This is a genomic window from Aliihoeflea sp. (assembly GCF_052435475.1).
In the GTDB taxonomy this organism is placed as follows: Bacteria; Pseudomonadota; Alphaproteobacteria; order Rhizobiales; family Rhizobiaceae; genus Aliihoeflea.
Genome location: NZ_JBQVMV010000005.1, coordinates 111,240 through 132,067, shown reverse-complemented (window position 1 = coordinate 132,067; position 20,828 = coordinate 111,240). Strand labels below are relative to the sequence as shown.

Sequence of the window (20,828 nt, the reverse complement as noted above, 5' to 3'; positions counted from 1 at the left end):
ATGAATCCATGAACGGGCTGACGCTCGACGCCATCACGATCGCGCTGGGCCAGCGTCCCCTGCTGGCGATTTCCGCGCGCGTCGCGCCCGGCGAGACGCTGACGGTCATGGGCCCTTCCGGCTCGGGCAAGTCCACGCTGCTCGCCTATATCGGCGGCTTCCTCGGGCCAGAGTTTTCGGCATCCGGCCGCGTCTTCTCGGACGAGACGGAGATCACGAACCTCCCCGCCGAGGACCGGCATGCCGGCCTCCTCTTCCAGGACCCGCTGTTGTTCCCGCACATGTCGGTCGCCGGAAACGTCGCCTTCGCTTTGCCGGCAAACATAAAGGGACGTGCGGCGCGTCTCGAGCATGCGCAAATGGCCCTGGCCGACGTCGACCTCGCCGATTTCGGCGCGCGCGACCCCGCCACCTTGTCGGGCGGGCAGAAGGCGCGCGTCGCGCTTGCCCGCACGCTCGTCTCGCATCCGCGCATGATGCTTCTCGACGAGCCCTTCTCGAAGCTCGACGCCGGCCTGCGCGCCCAGATCCGCGAACTCGTCTTCGCAAAGGCGCGGGCGGCGATGCTGCCGGTCATCCTCGTCACCCATGACGAAGCCGACGCAAAAGCGGCCGGCGGACAGGTCGTCACCATCGGCGAAGACGCATGAGCCTGCCGCGCCTGCCCGTCAGCGACGTCCTCGACGAACTCTCCGCTGCGCTTTCAACAGCCGGCAAGGCCGTTCTCGTCGCCCCTCCCGGCGCCGGCAAGACGACGCTCGTCCCGCTCCACCTCCTGCAAGCGGGCCTTGCCGGCACCGGCCGTATCCTGCTCCTCGAACCCCGCCGCCTCGCCGCCCGCGCCGCGGCGCGACGCATGGCAAGCCTCCTTGGCGAGGAGGTCGGCGGCACGGTCGGCTACGCGATGCGCATGGATTCGAAGTCCGGTCCGAAGACGCGCATCCTCGTCGTTACCGAGGGCATTCTTGCCCGCATGATCCTCGACGATCCCGAGCTTTCCGGCATCTCGGCGATCCTGTTCGACGAGTTCCACGAGCGCTCGCTCGATGGCGATTTCGGCCTCGCCCTCGCGCTCGACGTCGCCGGCGCGCTCCGTCCGGACCTGAAACTCCTCGTCATGTCCGCCACCATCGATGGCGCGCGCGTCGCCTCGCTTCTCGGCCACGCGAAGGTCGTCACCAGCCAGGGCCGCAGCTTTCCCGTCGAAATCCGCCATCGCGACCGACCCTCGACCGTCCGGATCGAGGACGCGATGGCGGACACGATCCGCGCCGCGCTCGCCGATGAGTCCGGCAGCATCCTCGCCTTCCTGCCCGGCCAGCGCGAGATCGAGCGCACCGCCGAACGCCTGGAAGGCCGCATCGCCGCCGATTGCGAAATCATCTCGCTTTATGGCGGCCTTATCGGCAAGGCGCAGGACGAGGCGATCCGCCCGCCCGCGCCCGGCCGTCGCAAGATCGTCCTTGCCACCTCCATCGCCGAGACCTCGATCACCATCGACGGCGTGCGCATCGTCATCGATTCCGGCCTCTCCCGCGTGCCGAAATTCGAGCCCGCGACCGGCCTGACGCGGCTCGAAACCGTACGCGCCTCGCGCGCCTCCGCCGACCAGCGCGCGGGCCGCGCCGGCCGCACAGAGCCGGGGATCGCGATCCGTCTCTGGCGCGCCGAACAGACAGCATCGCTCGCCCCGTTCTCGACGCCCGAAATCCTCGAGGCCGACCTCTCCGGCCTCCTCCTCGACGCCGCCGCCTTCGGCATCACCGGCCCCGCCACCCTCGCCTTCCTCGACCCGCCACCCCCCGCCGCACTCGCCGAAGCCCGCTCTCTCCTCATCAGCCTCGGCGCGCTCGATGCGCAAGGCCGTCTGACGGACGCCGGCAACCGCATGCGCAAGCTGGCGCTCCCGGTCCGCCTCGCCCACATGGTCGCCGAAGCCGCAGACCCCCACCTCGCCGCGCGTCTCGCCGTCCTCCTGACCGAACGCGGCGTCGGCGGCACCGGCATCGACCTCGAAACCCGCCTGCGCCGCTTCGCCGGCGAAAAGGGCCAGCGCGCAGATGCGGCGCGGGAGTTGGCGAAACGGCTGGCCGGTTCCTTGTCGAAACCCCCACCCCGCACCCCTCCTCAAGAACCATCCGCGCTCTCCCCCGGCGCAACCCTCCTCCTCGCCTACCCCGACCGCGTCGCCAAGGCCCGCGGCGCACACGGCCATTTCGTCCTCGCCAACGGCCGCGGTGGCACCATCGATGCGACAGACTCCCTCGCATCCGCCCAATTCCTCGTCGTCGCAGACCTTCAAGGCCGCGCCCAGAACGCCCGCATCGCCTCCGCCGTCGCCATCACCGAGGACGACATCCGCACCTTCTGCGCCGACCGAATCGAGACCACGCGCGAAACCCAGTTCGACCCTGCCAAGGGCTCGGTGCGCGTGCGCGAAACCGAGCGCCTCAGCGCAATCATCCTCGCCGAGCGCCAATTGCCCGCGCCGAAGGGGCCGGATGCCGACCGCGCGATCCTCGACGCCGTCCGCCAGCACGGCATCGACATCCTGCCCTGGGACAGGTCGAGCGAAACGCTGCGCGCGCGGCTCGGCTGGCTCCATCGCGGCCTCGGCGATCCGTGGCCGGACGTCGGCGACGCTGCACTCGTCGCCCGCCTCGACGACTGGCTTCTCCCCTTCCTCACCGGCGAGGCAAACCTCGGCCGCCTTCCCGGCTCCGCCCTTCACAACGGCCTGATGTCGCTCGTTCCCTACGAACTCCATCGCAAGCTCGAAACGCTCGCGCCGACCCATTACGACGCGCCCTCCGGCAGCCGCCTGCCGATCCGCTACGATGCCGACTGGCCGGTGCTCGCCATCCGCGTTCAGGAACTCTTCGGCCTCGACGCCCACCCGTCGATCGCCAACGGCACCGTGCCGATGACGCTCGAGCTCCTGTCCCCCGCCCATCGCCCCATCCAGACGACGCGCGACCTGCCCGGCTTCTGGCGCGGCTCGTGGGCCGACGTGCGCGCCGACATGCGCGGGCGCTATCCGAAGCATGTCTGGCCGGAAAACCCGCTCGAGGCGCAGGCGACCGCGCGCGCCAAGCCGCTCGGCACGTAGCCATGCGACATGAGCGCCCTTGGCGTTTTCCCGCGCACGCCGCATAACACGATCATGGTCGAAGAATTGCGCGCGCCGGACCCCCGGCACCTCCATCACATCCGCCTCAACACGCTGATCCGGCTGCGCTGGCTTGCCGTCGTCGGCCAGAGCGCGGCCGTGCTGGTCGTCGCCTTCTGGCTGCAGTTCCCCGTCCAGGTCTCGCTCTGCTTCGCGCTGATCGGCTGCTCGGCGTGGCTGAACCTGCTGCTCGCATTCCGCTATCCCGCCACGCACCGCCTGCCGCCGCTCGCAGCACTCGCGATCCTCACCTTCGACGCGTTGCAGCTCGGCGGGCTGCTCTACATGACCGGCGGGCTCACCAACCCCTTCGCGCTCCTGATGACCGCGCCGGTCATCATCTCCGCGACCTCGCTGCCCTTGCGCTGGACGGCGATGCTGGGCGCGCTGGTCATCGCCATGGCGACGGGCCTTGCCTTCTTCCACCATCCACTGCCGTGGTTTCCGGGCACCGAACTGACGATGCCGATCATCTATGTGGCCGGCATATGGATGGCGATCGTCTCCTGCCTCGCCTTCACCGCCTTCTACGCCTTCCGCGTCGCGGAGGAAGCACGGCTGCTTGCCACCGCGCTCGCCGCGACCGAACTCGTCCTCCAGCGCGAGCAGCACCTCTCCGCGCTCGACGGGCTCGCCGCCGCCGCCGCGCATGAACTCGGCACACCGCTCGCCACCATCGCGCTCGTCGCCAAGGAGATGGAGCGGGCGCTCGGCAACGATCCGCGCTATGGCGAGGACGTCACGCTCCTGCGCTCCCAAAGCGAACGCTGCCGCGCGATCCTGAAGCAGCTCACCAGCCTCTCATCGCAGGGCGAGGCACACATGGCGCGACTGCCATTCACCTCGCTGATCGAGGAAGTGATCGCCCCGCACCGCGATTTCGGCATCGCCATCCAGCTCAAGCCGGTGGACTGCAAGGGCCCGGAACCGATCGGCCGGCGCAATCCGGGCGTCATCTACGGCCTCGGCAATCTCGTCGAAAACGCCGTGGACTTCGCCCGCGAAACCGTCTCGATCACCTGGAGCTGGGACATGCAGACGGTCTCTCTCGAAATCCTCGACGATGGCGAGGGCTTTCCCGCCGAGATCCTCGACCGGATCGGCGAACCCTACATGACCAAGCGTTCCTCGGCCGTTTCGGCTGGCGGTGGACTCGGCCTCGGCCTCTTCATCGCCAAGACGCTGCTTGAACGTTCGGGGGGCACGGTGCGCTTCGGCAATGCGGCGACGCCCGGCCAGGGCGCGATCGTCCGCGTCAACTGGCCGCGCGCGATTCTCGACGCAAATGCGGCGAAATCGGCCTTTGACGAGCCGGAAACGTTGGAAAATCCGGCGGTTCTGCCTAAATAGAGGCGGAAACGGGACATTCGAAAAATGATCGACGAAGACGCCACCATCGACCATGCCGACCTCGGGCCGGACGCCACCCTGCTTCTGGTCGACGACGACAAGCCATTCCTGACGCGCCTCGCGCGCGCGATGGAAAGCCGCGGCTTCACGGTTGATACGGCCGAAAGCGTCGAGGAAGCGGTGGGCAAGGTCCGCGCTGCGCCGCCCGCCTATGCGGTGGTCGACATGCGGCTCGGCGACGGAAACGGGCTCGACGTCGTCTCCGCGATCCGCGACAAGCGCGACGATTGCCGCACCGTCATCCTGACCGGCTACGGCAACATCGCCACCGCCGTCAACGCGGTGAAGCTCGGCGCGGTCGACTACCTCTCCAAGCCCGCCGACGCTGACGACGTCTACGCCGCGCTGACCCGCCAGACGGGCGAGAAGGCCGCGCCGCCGGAAAACCCGATGTCCGCCGACCGCGTTCGCTGGGAGCACATCCAGCGCGTCTACGAAATGTGCGACCGCAACGTCTCCGAAACCGCCCGCCGGCTCAACATGCACCGCCGCACCCTGCAGCGCATCCTCGCCAAGCGCGCCCCGCGATAGGGCGCGCCCGGCATCCGCCTCCTAATGGCGGAAGTGACGCATCCCGGTGAACACCATCGCGATTCCGTGCGCGTCCGCCGCCGCGATCACCTCGTCGTCGCGCATCGAGCCGCCCGGCTGGATCACCGCCGTCGCCCCCGCCTCGATCGCGGCGATCAGCCCGTCGGCGAAGGGGAAGAACGCGTCCGACGCGACGACCGACCCCTTGGTCTTCGGCTCGGCCCAGCCCGCCGCCTCGGCCGCATCCAACGCCTTGCGCACCGCGATGCGCGAGGAATCCACCCGGCTCATCTGCCCGGCGCCGATGCCGACCGTCGCGCCATCGCGCGCATAGACGATCGCATTCGACTTCACATGCTTGGCGACCCGGAACGCGAAGCGCAGATCGGCCATCTCAGCATCTGACGGCGCGCGCTTTGTCACCACCTTCAGGTTGAGATCGTCGACGACGCCGTTGTCTCTGCTTTGCACCAGCATGCCGCCCGCGACGGACTTGAACGCCAGGCCCGCCGCGTGCGGGTCGGGCAGTCCGCCCGTCACAAGCAGGCGCAAATTCTTCTTCGCCGCCACCAGCGCGATGGCGTCTTGCGAAGCCTCCGGCGCGATGATGACTTCGGTGAACGTCTTGACGATCTCCTCCGCCGCCTCTGCGTCAAGCAGCCCGTTGAGCGCCACGATGCCGCCAAAGGCCGACACCGGGTCGCATTCGACCGCCTTCAGATAGGCGTCCTTCAGCGTCCCGCCGGTGCCGACGCCGCACGGATTGGCGTGCTTGATGATCGCGACCGCCGCACCCGCTTGCGGCGCGAACTCGCCGACCAGTTCGAACGCCGCATCGGTATCGTTGATGTTGTTGTAGGAAAGCTGCTTGCCCTGAAGCTGCCGCGCCGTCGCGACGCCCGGCCGCGCGTCGCCGTCTACGTAGAACGCCGCCTTCTGGTGCGGGTTCTCGCCATAGCGCATCACGCTTTCCAGCCTGCCGCCGAACGCCCTCGACGCCGGCGCCTCGATTTCCAGCGCCTCCGCGAACCAACCCGAAATCGCCGCGTCATAGGACGCCGTGCGGGCATAGGCCTTGGCGGCGAGTTCCTGCCGGAAGCGATAGCCCGTCTCGCCGCCATTCTCCTTCAGCGTCTCGACCAGCCGGCCGTAATCGGCGGGGTCGGTGACGATCGTGACATAGGCATGGTTCTTGGCCGAGGCGCGCAACATCGCCGGCCCGCCAATGTCGATATTCTCTACCGTCGCCGCATAGTCCCCGCCCGCGCGCCGCACTTCCTCGAAGGGGTAGAGATTGATGATTGCAAGGTCGATCGGCCCGATCCCGTGGGCCTCCATGGCGGCCCTGTGCTCGGCGTCGTCGCGAATGGCGAGCAGCCCGCCATGGACGGATGGATGCAGCGTCTTCACCCGCCCATCCATGATCTCGGGAAAACCGGTCAGGTCGGAGACGTCCTTCACCTTCAACCCCGCCTCCGCGATCGCCTTCGCCGTGCCGCCCGTCGAAACGAGTTCGACCCCGAGCGCGACGAGTTCACGCGCCAGATCGACCAGGCCGGTCTTGTCGGAGACGGAAAGCAGCGCGCGCGAAACGCGCACGCGGTCGGGTGCGGGAATGTTCTTCGACGCGACGGCCATGGCGGATGTCCTTTGGGCAAACAGGAGGTGCGCTCCGCCTATCACACATCGGCGGTGAATCAACTGGAACGTGGGAGAGGATTGCGCTCCGGCAGGCCAGAGGGGGGCGCCCTAGAGCGCAATCTTTCGCGAAGACCGCAACAGCGCTATGTCGCCTTCTCCACCCGCGTAAACCGCCACGCCACCTCCGGCAGCACCGACGGGTCGATCTCCACCACCAACTGCCGCGTGCGCCTTGGCCCGCCGATCGAGGCGAAGAACATCGATTCCTCGACCACCGGCGCGACGCCCTCGACGTCCACCGTCCAGATATCCGTCTCGTTCCCCTTGAGAACGAGTTGCCCCCGCTCGTTGCGGAAGACGCCGATATCGGGATGGAGATGAAACCGGATCTGAACCGTCATGCCCGGCCCCGGCCGCGCGACGCCGTTGCGGTCGGTGAAGAACCGGTCGGTGCCCTCGAAAACGTCGCCGCCTGCCGCCAGCATCAGCTCGCGCTCGTGCACGATACCGAAGCGCTGGACGTAACCATCATGGCTCGCCGAGACGCCGTGGATGCCGGGACTGTCGAAGCGTTTCGCGCGCACCTTGCGGATCGGGCCGATCAGCGGCGAGCCGACCATGGCGCGCAGCCGGTTCGGCAGGTTGAAGCGCGCCGACGAGGTCTCATTGACCGTCGCTGTCGAATGCGCCGCCGTCGAGCGCGAGAGCAGCCGGAAATCCTCGGCGCCGAAACTGTCGACGCCGCAATTGACGATGAAATGGTGCCGTCCCGACGACATCTCGAAGGAGAGACACCCCGCCTGCGCCTCGTGGCTGACATCTGGCGGCGGCGGGGCGCCGGTATCGGCGATGATCGTCGTGCCGCCCATCACCAGCCGGTCGTAGCCGCCATGCGAGGCGTGCAGGATCGGCGCGCCACCGGTGTCGTCATGGTGGAGGATCGCCGCCACGCGGTCATGGCTCGTCGCGCCCATGCCGTTGAAGCGCGCCAGAACCCCGTCCTGATGGCGGAAGAACCGCAGCGCCGGCAGCATTCGCTCGATGGCGTTGATCAGCGCTTCCGGCGGCGCTTCGGCCTGGTTGAAATAGGTCTGGCGCAGCGGCAGCAGGTCGGCCAACAACTCCAGCACGGCCCCGGGATTGCGCGAGATATGAACGCCGTCGGGCAATATCTGCCGGTCGAGTTCCAGCGCCAGCGCCTTCGAGGCCGCATGAAGCCGTGCCGGCGACGAGGGCAGCGAGAGCGTCGCGAACGCGATCGCGATCCGCGCGCGCAACCGTTCCTCGCCATCGGGCATCTCGCCGGCGACAGCGCGCAGATAGCGCATCTGCACCGCGAGCGATTTCAGGAACGCCCGGTAGAACTGGATGTCGGCGCCGGCAAGCACGATCGAGGAGTGCTGCAGCCAGGCGATCAGCCTTTTGGCGACCGTTGCCGGCGCCCAGGCCGGACCGTTGATCCGGCGTCCATGGATCGCGATCCAGTCGGAAACGAGCGCGCGCGCATTGCCGGCGGCAAGGTTGGTCTCTGCGGCGCGCATGTGGCGCAGCCAGCGAAAGGCGTGCAGCGCCTCCAGCCAGGCGGCCGGCGCGCGTTCGGCGCGAAAGGGCGACGTGCCGCCGGTCGCAACCACGGCACCTGCGAGCGGAAAGCGGCCGCGATAGAATTCCTGCGCCAGCGCGCCGTCCGCGAGCCGCAGATCCGGGGGGGCGATCAGGATGCGTTGCGGCGTGCGGCCCGAAAAGCGCCAGCGATAGAGCGGGCCCGAACGCAGGCGTCGACGCGCGCGGCGCCATGCCTCGCTCGCCACGAAACCCCACAATTGGGGATCGTAGTTCAACGCCATTGCCAAGACCCCGACCTCCTCATCGCCGCTCCGCGATGCAGCCCCGAGCATGCGTCCCAGCGGAAATACAGGTTGCCGGGCGACTTGCGATGCTCGCAATCAAGGAATCATAGCTGATTCAAGTGTTTGTGCGAAGGTCAAATGCGTTTCAAATTGGAACGCCTCATCCCTTGACCCGTAACCGTACGGCATAGAATCCGTCGAGCCCCGCGCGCTTGGGGTCCTGATCGGGCAGCCCGGCGGGCGTCGTGCGCACCGCGCCATCGACATCGAGGAACCCGTCGACGATCGGAAACTCACCGGCGGCGAAGGGCATCCGCTCCAGCTTTGCGTTCTCCTTGAGCGCCGTCGCGATCATCGCCTCGCCCTCTTCGGGGTCGAGCGAGCAGTTGCAGAACAGGATCATTCCGCCCGGTCTCACCAACGTCGCAGCATGGTCGAGCATCCGCCGCTGCAGCCCGGCGAGCCGTGCAATGTCCTCCGGCGTCTTCGTCCACAGCACATCCGGATGCCGACGGATCGTCCCGGTCGAGGAGCACGGCGCGTCGAGCAGCACGGCGTCGTAGAATTCGTCCGGCCGATGCTCGAAAAGGTCGGCGACGACGATCTCGGCCTCAAGCTTCTGTCGTTCCAGATTTCCGGCAAGTCGCTTCGCCCGGTTCGGCACCTTCTCGACCGCGACGACCCTGGCACCCGCCTGCGCAAGCTGCGCCGTCTTGCCGCCCGGCGCGGCGCAGATGTCGGCGACGCGCAGGCCCGCAATGTCGCCCATCAGCCGCGCCGGCAGCGCGGCGGCCGCATCCTGCACCCACCATTCGCCGTCGGCAAATCCGGGCAGCCCGGAAACCGGTCCCTCGATCGAGGTCAGCCGCACCGAGCCCGTCGGCAGCACGAATCCGCCCAGCTTCTCGGCCCATTCCTCCGGGTTCGATTTCACCGTCAGGTCGATCGCCGCCTCGTGGCGGTGCATGTCGAGGATCGCCCGCGCCCGGTCCTTGCCGTAGGCGGCTTCCAATCGGTCGGCGAACCAGTCCGGCGCCTCTATGGTCTTCGCCAGCACAGCCGGCAGCGCGCGCTCCTTGCGTCGCCCGATCTCGCGCAGGATGGCGTTGACGAGATTGGCGAAGCGCCGCGTTCGCGGATCGGCCTTGGCGTGGGTAACGGCAAGGTCCACCGCAGCGCTGTCGGGGATGTCGAGGAACAGCAACTGCGCCGCGCCCACATGGAGGATGTGGTTCAGCGCCGCCGCATTGCCTGGCAGCTTCCGGTCGAGCCGCGCGTCGATCAGCGCCTGGATCGCCATGCGGTGCCTGAGTGCCGTCGTCAGGATCGCGCGCACCAGCCCCCTGTCGCGCAAGTCGAGCGCGCGATATTGGGGGTGGCCGTGCTCGCCGTCCGTCAAACCATCGAGCGGGGTCCTGGTGTCGATCACTGCGCCAAGCAGGCGCGCGGCGACACGCCGGGCGGTCAGGCCGGGCGTGTCGTCATCGGTTTCGGTGTGCTGCGGCTTCGTGCGGGCGGCCTTCACCGCGCTCACGACCACGGACCCCGCGGGCCGGAGGGCGAATTGCCGCCCCACGGACCGCTGGCTGAGGTCGCAGCCGCGGCCTGCGGCGCGAACTCGCCCTGCATCTTCATCAGCGCGGCGATGCGGTTCTGCGTGTCGGGATGGGTGGAAAAGAGATTGTCCATCTTCTCGCCGGAGAGCGGATTGATGATGAACATGTGCGCCGTCGCCGGGTTGCGCTCGGCATTGTCGTTGCGCAGGCGGCCTGCGGAACTCGCGATCTTGTTCAAGGCCGAGGCGAGCGATTGCGGGCTGCCGCAGATCTCCGCGCCGCGCCGGTCGGCCGCATATTCGCGCGTGCGGCTGATCGCCATCTGCACCATCATCGCCGCCAGCGGCGCGACGATCATCGCGACCAGCACGCCGATGAAGCCGAGCGGATTGTTGTTGTTGCCGCGAAAAAAGAACGCGAAATTGGCCAGCATCGAGATCGCACCGGCGATCGTCGCCGTGATCGTCATGGTCAGCGTGTCGCGGTTCTGCACATGCGCCAGTTCGTGCGCCATCACGCCCGCCACCTCGTCATAGGAGAGCCGGTCGAGCAGCCCCGTCGTCGCCGCGACGGCAGCGTTCTGCGGGTTGCGGCCGGTGGCGAAGGCGTTCGGCTGGTCCTCGCGGATCAGATAGACCTTCGGCATCGGAAGCTGCGCCCGCGCCGCGAGTTCGCGCACCATGCCGTAATATTCGGGCGCCGAACGCTCGTCGACCTCGACGGCATTGTGCATCCGCAACACCATCTTGTCGGAGTTCCAGTAGGAAAAGAGGTTCATCGCCGCCGCGACGAGGAAGGCGATCATCATGCCGCCCGAGCCGCCGATCAGGTAGCCGACGCCCATGAAGAGCGCGGTCATGAACGCCAGAAGCATGGCGGTGCGCATGATGTTCATCTCGTTGTCCTGTCCTCGTTCGTCGGGCGGTCGCAAAGCGCGTGAATGCGGCTTATATGATGGGAAGATCAAGCCCTTGTTTCAATATCGCAGCCTTGAAGACCCCATGTTTGACCCCGCCGACGCCCCTGCCCCTCGCATTCTCACCGAAGCCGCCCGCCGCGCGCTGGCCGAGGCCGAAGCGCGCCGGCGCGAATATGATGCCGCCGAGGCCGATCTGCCGATCGAAAAAGGCGGCCGCGGCGGGCGCGATCCGGCCCGCTACGGCGACTGGGAAGTGAAGGGTCGCGCAAGCGATTTCTAATCTATCGACGACCTCACGAATTGCAGCGTCGCGGAAGGAACAGGCGGGCACGAGCCGGCGTTAGGCACACGACATCTACCACGAAAGGTTGTGCCATGCTGATCCGTCTGGGTTACGAAATCGGGATTTCCTGCGCGCAGCCGACCCCGATGATCCTCTCGCTCGACCTCCACCCCGATCGCCGGGCAGACATCCGCTGGCAAAGCGGCGTCACCTCGCATCCGATGGTGCCGATGCGCACCTATGTCGATCAGTTCGGCAATCGCTGCCGCCGCCTCGTCGCCCCCCAGGGCGAGTTCACCGTGCGCTACGATGCCGTGGTCGAGGATTCAGGCAAGGCGGACGTGATCGCCGAGGATGCCGGCGAAGTCCCGGTCGACCACCTGCCCGCCGACGCACTGATCTATCTTCTCGGTAGCCGCTATTGCGAGACCGACCTGATGACGCCGATCGCCTGGCAATTGTTCGGCAACGTCAAGCCGGGCTGGCAGCGCGTGCAGGCGATCTGCGATTTCGTCCACAACCGCATCTCGTTCAGCTACGGCTATGCGCGCGCCAGCCGCACCGCCGGCCAGGCCTATGACGAGCGCGTGGGCGTGTGCCGCGACTTCGCCCATCTCGCCGTGACCCTCTGCCGCGCGATGAACATCCCGGCTCGCTACGCAACCGGCTATCTCGGCGACATCAATGTGCCCGCCGATCTCGCCCCGATGGACTTCTCCGCCTGGTTCGAGGTCTATCTCGAAGGCGGCTGGTACACGTTCGACGCGCGCCACAACGTGCCACGCACCGGGCGCGTGGTCCTCGCGCGCGGCCGCGACGCCACCGACGTGCCGATCGTCCACACATTCGGCGCCCATCAATTGTTGAAGTTCGAGGTATGGACCTACGAGCAGAAGTCCGAGCCGATGGCCACCGAACTTCGCCGCGCGCCCCGCGCCGCCGACGCCCCGCTCAGCCTTTCCGCCTGAACCTCTTGCCAGATCGACCAATATAGGAATAAATGCCGTATGGCTTCTATTCCTATCTTGTTTCTGGCGCTTTTCGCCTCCCGGCCCACGCCGCCGAAATCGCCGGTCCCGTCCGTGCGAGCCTGGTGCGCGTCATCGACGGCGATACGGTCGAGGCCGACGTCCATGTCTGGCCGGGCCACACGGTGCGCGTGTCCGTCCGCCTGCGCGGCATCGACGCGCCCGAACTGCGCTCGCGCTGCGATGCGGAAAAGCTGGCGGCGCTCGACGCACGCGACACTCTTGCCGACCTGCTCGCCGCCGGCGCTTTCCACGTCCGCAACGTCGATGGCGACAAGTTCTTCGGCCGCGTCGTCGCCGACATCGAGACACCGGAAGGCGACGCGATCGTCGAGCGCCTCCTCGAGGTCGGCCTCGTCCGCCCCTATGACGGCAAAGCCCGCGCCTCCTGGTGCAACTGACGTCCCGAAACGGGACAGCGGCGACGCCGGAGCGGGACGCCCGCAAAATCCCCACGCGAATATTAACCGGATGCTAACCCTAACTTCGGGTAAACGATAATACTTTCAGATCCTTAGCCTCGCCACCCGCCGAAATTCCGTTTTCTGGCGTCGATCCTGCACCTCCTTCCGCAACCGGCCGCGGCGGCCGACGAGGAGAGACGGATGGCACGGTTTTCGAACATCTTGACGCGGTTCATGTCCGACCGGCGCGGCAACTTCGCGATCCTGACGGGCGCGGCCCTGTCCATGCTGGCGGTCGGCGCCGGCTTCGGCGTCAACACGGCACAGCTCATGAACACCAAGTCGGCGCTGCAGAACGCGCTCGACGCCGCCGTCGCCTCCACCGCCCGCGACCTGACGACCGGCGTGATCGCCGAGGCCGACGCCCGCGCCTCGGTCGAGGCGTTCCTCATCGCCAATGGCGGCGGCGCTTTCGCCCGCGACGGCGCGGTCACGCTGGAGACGCTGACCGTCGACCGCACCGCCCGCACCGTGGCGGCGACCGCCAAGGCCAATATCGACCTCGCCTTCCCGCTCTTCGGCGCGGAAAAGACCCGCGACGTCGCCGCCACCACCGCCGCGCTCTACGCCGACCGCCGGATCGAGGTCGCGATGATGCTCGACGTCACCGGCTCGATGGCGGGCAGCAAGATCAGGGATTTGAAGACGGCTGCCAAGAACGCGGTCGACAGCTTCTTGCGCAACCAGCGGCCCGGTCAGGAGCGCGTGCGCATTTCCATCGTGCCCTATGCCAATTCGGTCAACGCCGGCACGCTCGCAGCGTCCAGCGTCTATGTCGAGCGCAACGCCGGGGAACGCGTGCAGGCGCCGTCTAACATCGCACCCCGCGCGGTTTCGGCCTCCCGTCCGGACAATTGCGCGACCGAGCGCAAAGGTGATTTCCGCTACTTGGATGACGGCCCTGACGTCTCCATGGTGAACCGGGATTTTCTCATCGACGACTTCATCCGGAGATATGACGGCAACGACGCCAGACGCACGTGCCCCTCGGTGGCGGTCGTCCCCCTGACGAACGACGCCAGGGCGCTCCATGCGGCGATCGACGGCTTCAATGCCGTCGGCGGCACCGGTGGCCATATCGGCGTGCAATGGACGTGGTACATGCTTTCGGAGCGCTGGGCGAATGTACTGCCGGCTAAATCGCGTCCCATGAAGCCGTCGGACGACGTGCAAAAATATGCGATCCTGATGACGGACGGCGAATTCAACCTTTCCTATTTCGATGCGCGCCAGACCTCCGAAATCTACAATGGCCGCGGCAAGGCCACGACCCGCAATGAGGCCAAGATCCTCTGCCGAGAGATGCGCGCGCAAGGCATCGAAATCTTCACCATCGGGTTTCAGCTTCAGGACCAGAACGCCCGCGAAACCATGTCCGCCTGCGCCTCGCCGGACACCGGCCGAATCCGCCACTTTTACGACACGGCCAACGGCGTCGAACTCGACGCAGCGTTTCAGGACATCGCGAGCAACATCGAAACGCTGACACTCACCAAATAGCCAACAAAAAAAGGGCCGGTCTCGCCGACCGGCCCTTCCGTGTCTCTTATCCGCAGCGCGGCATCCGGATCACGACCGGCCGCGCATCAACCCCGTCAGGAAGGCTGCTTCCCGAAAGGGCAATCCGCTCGGGCCACGCTACGGCTAACGATAACACTCGACATCGGATCACCTCCTTTCAGTTCGTTGAACACGATCCCAATGTGGGATCCATGCCCCACGATGGCAAGCCCCTTACGCGGCGACTTCCCGATGCCGGCTTTTCACGAAGGGCAAGAGCGCCAGCCCGATGATGAAGAGCGCGATGATCGGCATCACGCCGACGCGCTGCGAGTCCACCGGCGAAAGGCCGAAGGCCTGCGACGCCGCCCAGCCGGTCACCAGCGCGATCGACAGCGGCCCGATGAAGCTCGTCGCCTTGCCCGACAGCGCATAGAGCCCGAAGGCTTCCGTCACCCGGTCGGTGTCGACCTGATCGACGAGAAGCGTGCGCGAGGCAGCCTGGATCGACCCGCCTGCCGCCCCGATCAGGCAGCCGGCGAAATAGAACACCAGCACCGGCAACCCGCTGCCCTCGGCTACGGTCGTGAACAACACCTGCGTCTGCGTCGTCGAGATGATGAGCGCGCAGCAAAGCGCGAGGATCACCGCCGACCACGCCACGACGATCTTCGGTCCGAAGCGCTGGTCCATCCGCCCGCCGACATAGGCGCCGATCGCGCCTGTGATGTTGGAGAGGATGCCGAAGATGCCGATCTGGATGATCGAAAGTCCCAGCACGCCGGCCGCATAGATGCCGCCGAAGGCGTAAAGCGCGTTGAGGCCATCGCGATAAAACATCGACGAGATGAGGAACGAGAAATAGCTGCGCTCGGACGGCAAGCGCTTCAACGTCTGTTTCAGTTTCGACAGCCCGTCGCGCACCGCGCCCTTGATCGCCGGCTTGCGCGTCACGTCGGGGGTGAAGAGGAACATCGGGATGATGAAGACGAGATACCAGAGCGCCGTCAAAGGCCCCGCCGCCCGGTCGCCCTCGCGCATCGCCGGGTCGAGCCCGAGCACCGGTTCCAGCCCGATCAGCGTTCGCCCTGTTTCCGGCGAGGCCGACATGAAGCCGAGCACCATGATCAGCGAGATCAGCCCGCCGACATAGCCGAGCCCCCAGGCCGAGCCGGACAGTCGGCCGAGTTCGGAGCGCGGCACCAGCGTCGGCATCATCGCATTGTTGAAGACGGCGGCATATTCCATGCCGAACACCGCAACCGCGATAATGATCAATATCCACGTCAGGTCGCTCATGCCCGGCGCGGCGAACCACAGCATCCAGCAGCCGACGATGCCGATGACGGAAAACACCGCGATCCACGGCTTGCGCGGCCCGCTCGCATCGGCGATCGCGCCGAGAACGGGCGAAGAAAAGGCGATCAGCAGCCCGCCGATACCCGTCGCATAGCCCCACAATTCCTGCCCCCGCGCCGCATCGGGCGCGACGGCGGCGGCGAAATAGGGTGCGAAGACGAAGGTGATGATCAGCGTGTGGAAGGGCTGCTGCGCCCAGTCGAAGAACATCCAGCCCCAGATAGCACGTTTCGGCGCCCGCGCCTCGATAGTCCCGTCCATTCCGCCCCCCAAGAATCCTGCGCCTAGCCCGTCACCGTCACATCCGCCAGATCAGCCATCAGTCCCGCCGCGACGGTCAGCCGCGAAACGGTGATGTCGCCGCCTTCCGTCAGGCTTTGCAGCCGGTCGCGCGTGCGCGAAATCCGCATCCCGCCCGCTTCGATCCAGTCCTCCACCGGGGCCTTTTCCTTCGGAAACGCGCTCAGCGCTGCCGCCGCGATGCCTCGCCGCGCTGCGTTGATCTGGTCGGTCGCGCGCGCCAGCGCCAGCCCGTCATAATAGTCGGACGGCGCGATCGAGCGCGCGGCATCCGCGATGCGTCCGATCCGGAAAGCGTCAGTGACGACGAAGAAGGCCCGCGCGGCCGTCTCCAGTTCCGCCTTCGCCGTCTCGGCAACCAGCGCGATGTCGGGCACGAGTTCGGTCACGTGAAGCTGCGCGATCCGCTCGGCGAGCTTCTGCGACACGCCGGCCTTGAGAAGAGCGTCCATGCGCTCGTCCTGCTTTTCCTGCGTGAACGGCGGCAGCATTTTCGCCAGCTTCGGCTCCAGCGCCTTGCGCGCGCCCTGCATCCCCTCGATCTCGGCGCCGATCGCATCGGAGGTCAGGTCGTTCTTCAGGAACCAGGCGCTCGCCGAATGCACCAGCCGGCCGACCTGCTGGTAGAGTTCGAGCTGTGTCGCCCCGTCGATCTTGGCGTCCAGCGCATCGATCTCGCGATAGAGTTCCGGCAGGTCGAACCCGTCGCGCACGACCGCAAAGGCCGCGACCACCTCCGCCGCCGAGCGCCCTGTCAAATCCTGAAGGCGGCTGACAAAGGACGGCCCGCCGCGATTGATCGCCTCGTTGGCAAGCAGCGTCGCGATGATCTCGCGGCGCAGCCGGTGCGACTTGATCGGCCCGGCGAACTTCCTGACCATCTTCTGCGGAAAATAGTCGAGAAGATCGGCTTCGAGATGCGGATCGTCCGGCACCTTGCTCGCCACGATGTCGTCGAAAAGCACGATCTTGGCATAGGCCAGCAGCACGCCGATTTCGGCCCGCGTGAGGGGGACGCCACGCGCTTCCCGCTCCGACATCGCGGCGGCGGAGGGCAGCACTTCGACGTCGCGGTCGAGCAGCCCGCGCCCTTCCAGCGCCTCCATGAAACGCTCCTGATAGCCGAGGTCCGCCGCCCCGCGCAGCGCCGTCAGCGAGATCGCCAGCGATTGCCGGTAATTGTTGGCAAGCACCAGATGCGCCACCTCGTCCGTCATGTCGGCCAGGAGCTTGTCGCGGTTGGGCCGCGTCAGGTCGCCCGCCCGCATCGCGGAGGCGAGCGCGATCTTGATGTTCACTTCGACGTCCGACGAATTGACGCCCGCCGAATTGTCGATGGCGTCCGAATTGCAGCGCCCGCCATTCATCCCGTATTCGATGCGCGCGCGCTGGGTGACGCCGAGATTGGCGCCCTCGCCGATCACCTTGGCGCCGACTTCGCGGGCGGTGATCCGCAGCGTGTCGTTGGCCTTGTCGCCGACATCGGCATTGCTCTCCGCCTCTGCCCGCACATAGGTGCCGATGCCGCCGAACCAGAGAAGGTCTACCTTCGCCATCAGGATCGCGCGCATGATCTCGACCGGCGTCGCCGTCGTCGACGAAAGGCCGATCGCGGCGGCCGCAGCCTTCGAAAGCTCGATCGACTTCTGGCTGCGCGACACGATGATGCCGCCTTCGGACAGCTTTTCGCGGTCGTAGTCCTGCCAGCTCGACTGGCCCTTGTCGAAGAGGCGCTGCCGCTCTTCGAAGGACGACGCCATGTCCGGATCGGGATCGATAAAGATGTCGCGATGGTCGAACGCCGCGATCAGCCGCGTCGCCTTGGAAAGCAGCATCCCGTTGCCGAACACGTCGCCCGACATGTCGCCGACCCCGGTCACCGTGAAGGTTTCGGTCTGGATGTCGCGGTTCATCTCGCGGAAATGCCGCTTCACCGCCTCCCACGCGCCGCGCGCGGTGATGCCCATCTTCTTGTGGTCGTAGCCGGCCGATCCGCCCGAGGCGAAGGCGTCGTCGAGCCAGAAGCCATGCGCCTGGCTGATCGCGTTCGCCGTATCGGAGAATGTCGCCGTTCCCTTGTCGGCCGCGACCACGAAATAGGGATCGTCCCTGTCGTGCCGCACAACATCAGCCGGCGGCACCACGTGGTCGCCCTCGATATTGTCGGTGACGGAGAGCAGCGAGGTAATGAAGTTGATATAGGCTTTCTTGCCCGCCTCGAAGATTTCGCCGCGCGAACCGCCCACCGGCAACTGCTTCGGAAAGAACCCGCCCTTGGCGCCGACCGGCACGATCACCGCGTTCTTCACCTGCTGCGCCTTGACGAGGCCCAGCACTTCGGTGCGGTAGTCCTGCGCCCGGTCCGACCAGCGCAGTCCGCCGCGCGCCACCGCGCCGAAGCGCAGATGGACGCCCTCGACCTCCGGCCCGTAGACGAAGATTTCCCGCCACGGACGTGGTGCCGGCAGACCGCGTACGGCGCGCGAATCGAGCTTCAGCGCAAGCGATACGCCGTCCTTGTCGGGTGCATAGAAATTGGTCCGCAAGGTCGACTGGATGAGGTTCAGATAGCGCCTGATGACGGCGTCATCATCGATTTGCGGCACCGATTCCAAAGCCGTTTCGATCGATTCGGCCGCTTTTTGAGCTGAAACTTCGCTGTTTTCAGCTCGTTCCGGGTCGAATCGAGCCGAAAAAAGCGCAATCAGATGGCCTGCGATGGCAGGATACCGGTTCAGTACCGAAGCGACGAACTCCTGGTTCTGCGGAATCCCCGCCTGCTGGAGATAGCGGCCATAGGCCCGCAGGAGGCCGATGTTTCGCGCCGTCAGCCCCGCCGTCTGGACCAGCGCCGCATAGGAATCATTGTCGCTCTGCCCGTTCCAGACCGAAAGGAAGACGTCGGCCAGAAGCGCCCCGCCATCGGCCAGATCGATCTCGGCGCCAGACCCGCTCTCGAGTTCCATGTCGTGCAGAAAGACCGGCTTGGCACCCGCCCGCGCGATTTCGAACGTGCGTTCCGAGATCACCCGGAAGCCCATGTTTTCCAGGAGCGGCACGCGTTTCGACAGTGCTACCGGCTCGCCCTGATGATAGATTTTCAGCCCGGCATGAGACGCCGTCTCCGGCTTCTCGCGGTAGAAGTCGATCGCGATCGGCCGGTCGTCGCCGATGTCGGAAATGACAGCCGCATCGCGCATCGCGACCGCGGCGGAGAAGCTGTTGCGATAGGTCTGGTCGAAGCCGGCGGCGAGCGCGGCAAGCTTCGGGTCGGCGCGGTTTTCCGTCACCTCCTCGCGCAGCGCGTCGTCCCAGGTCCGCACGATGTCGCGCATTCCGGCCTCGAGTTCGGCCGGATCGACCTTCGGCGTCTTGCCGCTGGTGCGGCCGATGATGAAGTGGACGCGGGCGAGCGAGCCTTCCGGGAAGGCCGGATAATAGGCCGACAGCCGCCCGTCGAAGACCTTGACGAGATACTGCCCGATCCGCTCGCGCACGTCGGAATCGTAACGGTCGCGTGGCACGTAGACGATCGCCGAGACGAAGCGGTCGAACTGGTCGACGCGGTAGAGCGCGCGCACGCGCGGCCGCTCGCCGAGCGCCAGGATGGCCTCGGCGTGCTTGCGCAGGATCGGCACGGAAATCTGGAACAACTCGTCGCGCGGATAGGATTCCAGAACGTTGATCAGCGCCTTGCCCGAATGGTCGGACGGATCGAAGCCGGATTTCTCGATCACCGCCGCCGCCTTGGAGCGCAGATAGGGGATCTTCATCACCGAGCGCGTGTAGGCCGTGGAGGTGAAGAGGCCGACGATGCGCAGTTCGCCCAGAAGCTTGCCCTTCTGGTCGAAAGTCTTGACGCCGATATAGTCGAGATAGATGCGCCGGTGGACGACCGACTTGGCGTTAGCCTTGGTGACCAGCAGCGCTTCGGGGCCGTAGAGGAAGGCGCGGATTTCCGGGGTCGTCGTCACCGGTTCGCCGCCGCGCCGCAGGACGCGCACTTCCGGATCGGAGAGGATGCCGAGGCCGCCCTTGGGCGAACGCTCCAGCGTGCCGGTTTCCTCGCCGCCCGAGTAGCGCAGTTCGCGCATGCCGAGAAAGGTGAAATTGTCGTCGCGCAGCCATTCGAGGAAGGCGATGGCTTCGCCCACCTGCGCCTTGTCGATCGGCACCGGCTGATAGCGGTATTCGGTGATCGCCTGGTCGAGCCGCGCGAGCATCGGCCGCCAGTTGGTCACCGCCAGCTTGACCTGCGCCAGCACATGTTCGAGCCCACGCTTCAGCGCCTCGCACTCGTCCTGCGTCAGCTTCGGCACATGGACGTGGATGATCGAGACCCGGTCGGTCGCATCGTCGCCCTTGGCGCTGCCCGCTTCGCCCAGAAGCTCGGCGACGCCCTTCTTCTCGTGCCGCACGAGGACGACCGGATGAAGGACGAGCGCGGCTTCGCCGGCCTGCTCGGTGATTTCGGCGAGGACCGAATCGAAAAGGAAGGGCATGTTGTCGTTGATGACGGTGATGGCCGTGACGGCCCGGCCCTGCCGCTCGATCTCGCCCTCATTGTCGAGCACGATCAGGCTGTCGCCGCGCTTGTGGTGCTTCAGCGCCCGGTAGGCGAGCGCGCCGGCGGTGGCGAAAGCCTCGCTCGTATAGGCCTCGCGATCCTCCTCCGGCGCCCGCGCCTTGAAGAAGCCCGCGAGCTTTTCGGCGCCCGCCTCGGTCTTGACCTTCGATGCGGTTGCGGTCTTGCGCACAGCCATGGACGGCGATCTCCCCGATTTCGTCACGTTTTTCTTTCGAGACTAGAACATCCGC

14 protein-coding genes are annotated in these 20,828 nt (G+C 66.7%); 8 read left to right on the top strand and 6 right to left on the bottom strand.

Going from position 1 to position 20,828, the window contains the following annotated elements:
- Positions 1-8: 8 nt before the first annotated feature.
- Genes ACT6QU_RS08895 through ACT6QU_RS08880 form a run of 4 tightly spaced genes read left to right on the top strand, consistent with a single transcriptional unit; the run spans position 9 to position 5,110 of the window.
- Entirely contained in the window at positions 9-650 is a 642-nt protein-coding gene (locus tag ACT6QU_RS08895; RefSeq protein ID WP_444565134.1) for an ATP-binding cassette domain-containing protein, read from the top strand.
- The gene (gene hrpB, locus ACT6QU_RS08890; protein ID WP_444565133.1) at positions 647-3,109 is read left to right on the top strand and encodes an ATP-dependent helicase HrpB; all 2,463 of its coding nucleotides are present in this window, start codon (positions 647-649) and stop codon (positions 3,107-3,109) included. The genes ACT6QU_RS08895 and hrpB overlap by 4 nt, the downstream gene beginning before the upstream one ends.
- 54 nt (positions 3,110-3,163) lie before the next feature.
- The gene (locus ACT6QU_RS08885) at positions 3,164-4,519 is read left to right on the top strand and encodes an ActS/PrrB/RegB family redox-sensitive histidine kinase (protein WP_444565182.1); all 1,356 of its coding nucleotides are present in this window, start codon (positions 3,164-3,166) and stop codon (positions 4,517-4,519) included.
- 24 nt (positions 4,520-4,543) lie between these two features.
- Positions 4,544-5,110, top strand: a complete 567-nt coding sequence (locus tag ACT6QU_RS08880) for an ActR/PrrA/RegA family redox response regulator transcription factor (RefSeq protein WP_444565132.1) — start codon at positions 4,544-4,546, stop codon at positions 5,108-5,110.
- A 21-nt stretch (positions 5,111-5,131) separates the two neighbouring features.
- On the opposite strand, the gene purH is transcribed toward ACT6QU_RS08880, so the two are convergent.
- The 4 genes from purH to htpX all read right to left on the bottom strand — a co-directional run bounded on the left by purH (position 5,132) and on the right by htpX (position 11,052).
- A complete protein-coding gene (purH, locus tag ACT6QU_RS08875; protein ID WP_444836598.1) occupies positions 5,132-6,748 on the bottom strand; it encodes a bifunctional phosphoribosylaminoimidazolecarboxamide formyltransferase/IMP cyclohydrolase in 1,617 nt (538 codons plus the stop codon).
- 146 nt (positions 6,749-6,894) lie between these two features.
- Entirely contained in the window at positions 6,895-8,598 is a 1,704-nt protein-coding gene (locus ACT6QU_RS08870; RefSeq protein WP_444564141.1) for a heparinase II/III family protein, read from the bottom strand.
- Positions 8,599-8,761: 163 nt separating this feature from the next.
- The gene (locus tag ACT6QU_RS08865; RefSeq protein WP_444564040.1) at positions 8,762-10,141 is read right to left on the bottom strand and encodes an RsmB/NOP family class I SAM-dependent RNA methyltransferase; all 1,380 of its coding nucleotides are present in this window, start codon (positions 10,139-10,141) and stop codon (positions 8,762-8,764) included.
- Entirely contained in the window at positions 10,132-11,052 is a 921-nt protein-coding gene (gene htpX, locus ACT6QU_RS08860; protein ID WP_444564041.1) for a zinc metalloprotease HtpX, read from the bottom strand. Before htpX ends, ACT6QU_RS08865 begins: the two co-directional genes overlap by 10 nt.
- A gap of 106 nt (positions 11,053-11,158) precedes the next feature.
- Here htpX and ACT6QU_RS08855 point away from each other — a divergent pair, with 106 nt between their 5' ends.
- From ACT6QU_RS08855 to ACT6QU_RS08840, 4 genes are all read left to right on the top strand, one after another.
- A complete protein-coding gene (locus ACT6QU_RS08855) occupies positions 11,159-11,356 on the top strand; it encodes a DUF1674 domain-containing protein (protein ID WP_444564142.1) in 198 nt (65 codons plus the stop codon).
- Positions 11,357-11,451: 95 nt separating this feature from the next.
- The gene (locus tag ACT6QU_RS08850; protein ID WP_444564042.1) at positions 11,452-12,327 is read left to right on the top strand and encodes a transglutaminase-like domain-containing protein; all 876 of its coding nucleotides are present in this window, start codon (positions 11,452-11,454) and stop codon (positions 12,325-12,327) included.
- Between the two features lie 32 nt (positions 12,328-12,359).
- On the top strand, positions 12,360-12,788 hold the full coding sequence (locus tag ACT6QU_RS08845; protein ID WP_444564043.1) for a thermonuclease family protein: 429 nt from the start codon (positions 12,360-12,362) through the stop codon (positions 12,786-12,788).
- A gap of 204 nt (positions 12,789-12,992) precedes the next feature.
- Positions 12,993-14,351, top strand: a complete 1,359-nt coding sequence (locus ACT6QU_RS08840) for a pilus assembly protein TadG-related protein (protein WP_444564044.1) — start codon at positions 12,993-12,995, stop codon at positions 14,349-14,351.
- A 234-nt stretch (positions 14,352-14,585) separates the two neighbouring features.
- Here the strand turns inward: ACT6QU_RS08840 and ACT6QU_RS08835 are convergent, their stop codons facing one another.
- Together ACT6QU_RS08835 and ACT6QU_RS08830 are read right to left on the bottom strand one after the other, a co-directional pair.
- The gene (locus tag ACT6QU_RS08835) at positions 14,586-15,971 is read right to left on the bottom strand and encodes an MFS transporter (protein WP_444564045.1); all 1,386 of its coding nucleotides are present in this window, start codon (positions 15,969-15,971) and stop codon (positions 14,586-14,588) included.
- A 23-nt stretch (positions 15,972-15,994) separates the two neighbouring features.
- Positions 15,995-20,773, bottom strand: a complete 4,779-nt coding sequence (locus ACT6QU_RS08830; protein WP_444564046.1) for an NAD-glutamate dehydrogenase — start codon at positions 20,771-20,773, stop codon at positions 15,995-15,997.
- Between the last annotated feature and the right edge of the window lie 55 nt (positions 20,774-20,828).

Excerpts from the sequence above, each read along its gene's own strand:
- ACT6QU_RS08895 (WP_444565134.1), top strand. The coding sequence starts at position 9 with ATGAACGGGCTGACGCTCGACGCCATCACGATCGCGCTGGGCCAGCGT.
- hrpB (WP_444565133.1), top strand. The coding sequence starts at position 647 with ATGAGCCTGCCGCGCCTGCCCGTCAGCGACGTCCTCGACGAACTCTCC.
- ACT6QU_RS08885 (WP_444565182.1), top strand. The coding sequence starts at position 3,164 with ATGGTCGAAGAATTGCGCGCGCCGGACCCCCGGCACCTCCATCACATC.
- ACT6QU_RS08880 (WP_444565132.1), top strand. The coding sequence starts at position 4,544 with ATGATCGACGAAGACGCCACCATCGACCATGCCGACCTCGGGCCGGAC.
- purH (WP_444836598.1), bottom strand. The coding sequence starts at position 6,748 with ATGGCCGTCGCGTCGAAGAACATTCCCGCACCCGACCGCGTGCGCGTT.
- ACT6QU_RS08870 (WP_444564141.1), bottom strand. The coding sequence starts at position 8,598 with ATGGCGTTGAACTACGATCCCCAATTGTGGGGTTTCGTGGCGAGCGAG.
- htpX (WP_444564041.1), bottom strand. The coding sequence starts at position 11,052 with ATGAACATCATGCGCACCGCCATGCTTCTGGCGTTCATGACCGCGCTC.
- ACT6QU_RS08855 (WP_444564142.1), top strand. The coding sequence starts at position 11,159 with ATGTTTGACCCCGCCGACGCCCCTGCCCCTCGCATTCTCACCGAAGCC.
- ACT6QU_RS08850 (WP_444564042.1), top strand. The coding sequence starts at position 11,452 with ATGCTGATCCGTCTGGGTTACGAAATCGGGATTTCCTGCGCGCAGCCG.
- ACT6QU_RS08845 (WP_444564043.1), top strand. The coding sequence starts at position 12,360 with ATGCCGTATGGCTTCTATTCCTATCTTGTTTCTGGCGCTTTTCGCCTC.
- ACT6QU_RS08840 (WP_444564044.1), top strand. The coding sequence starts at position 12,993 with ATGGCACGGTTTTCGAACATCTTGACGCGGTTCATGTCCGACCGGCGC.
- ACT6QU_RS08835 (WP_444564045.1), bottom strand. The coding sequence starts at position 15,971 with ATGGACGGGACTATCGAGGCGCGGGCGCCGAAACGTGCTATCTGGGGC.
- ACT6QU_RS08830 (WP_444564046.1), bottom strand. The coding sequence starts at position 20,773 with ATGGCTGTGCGCAAGACCGCAACCGCATCGAAGGTCAAGACCGAGGCG.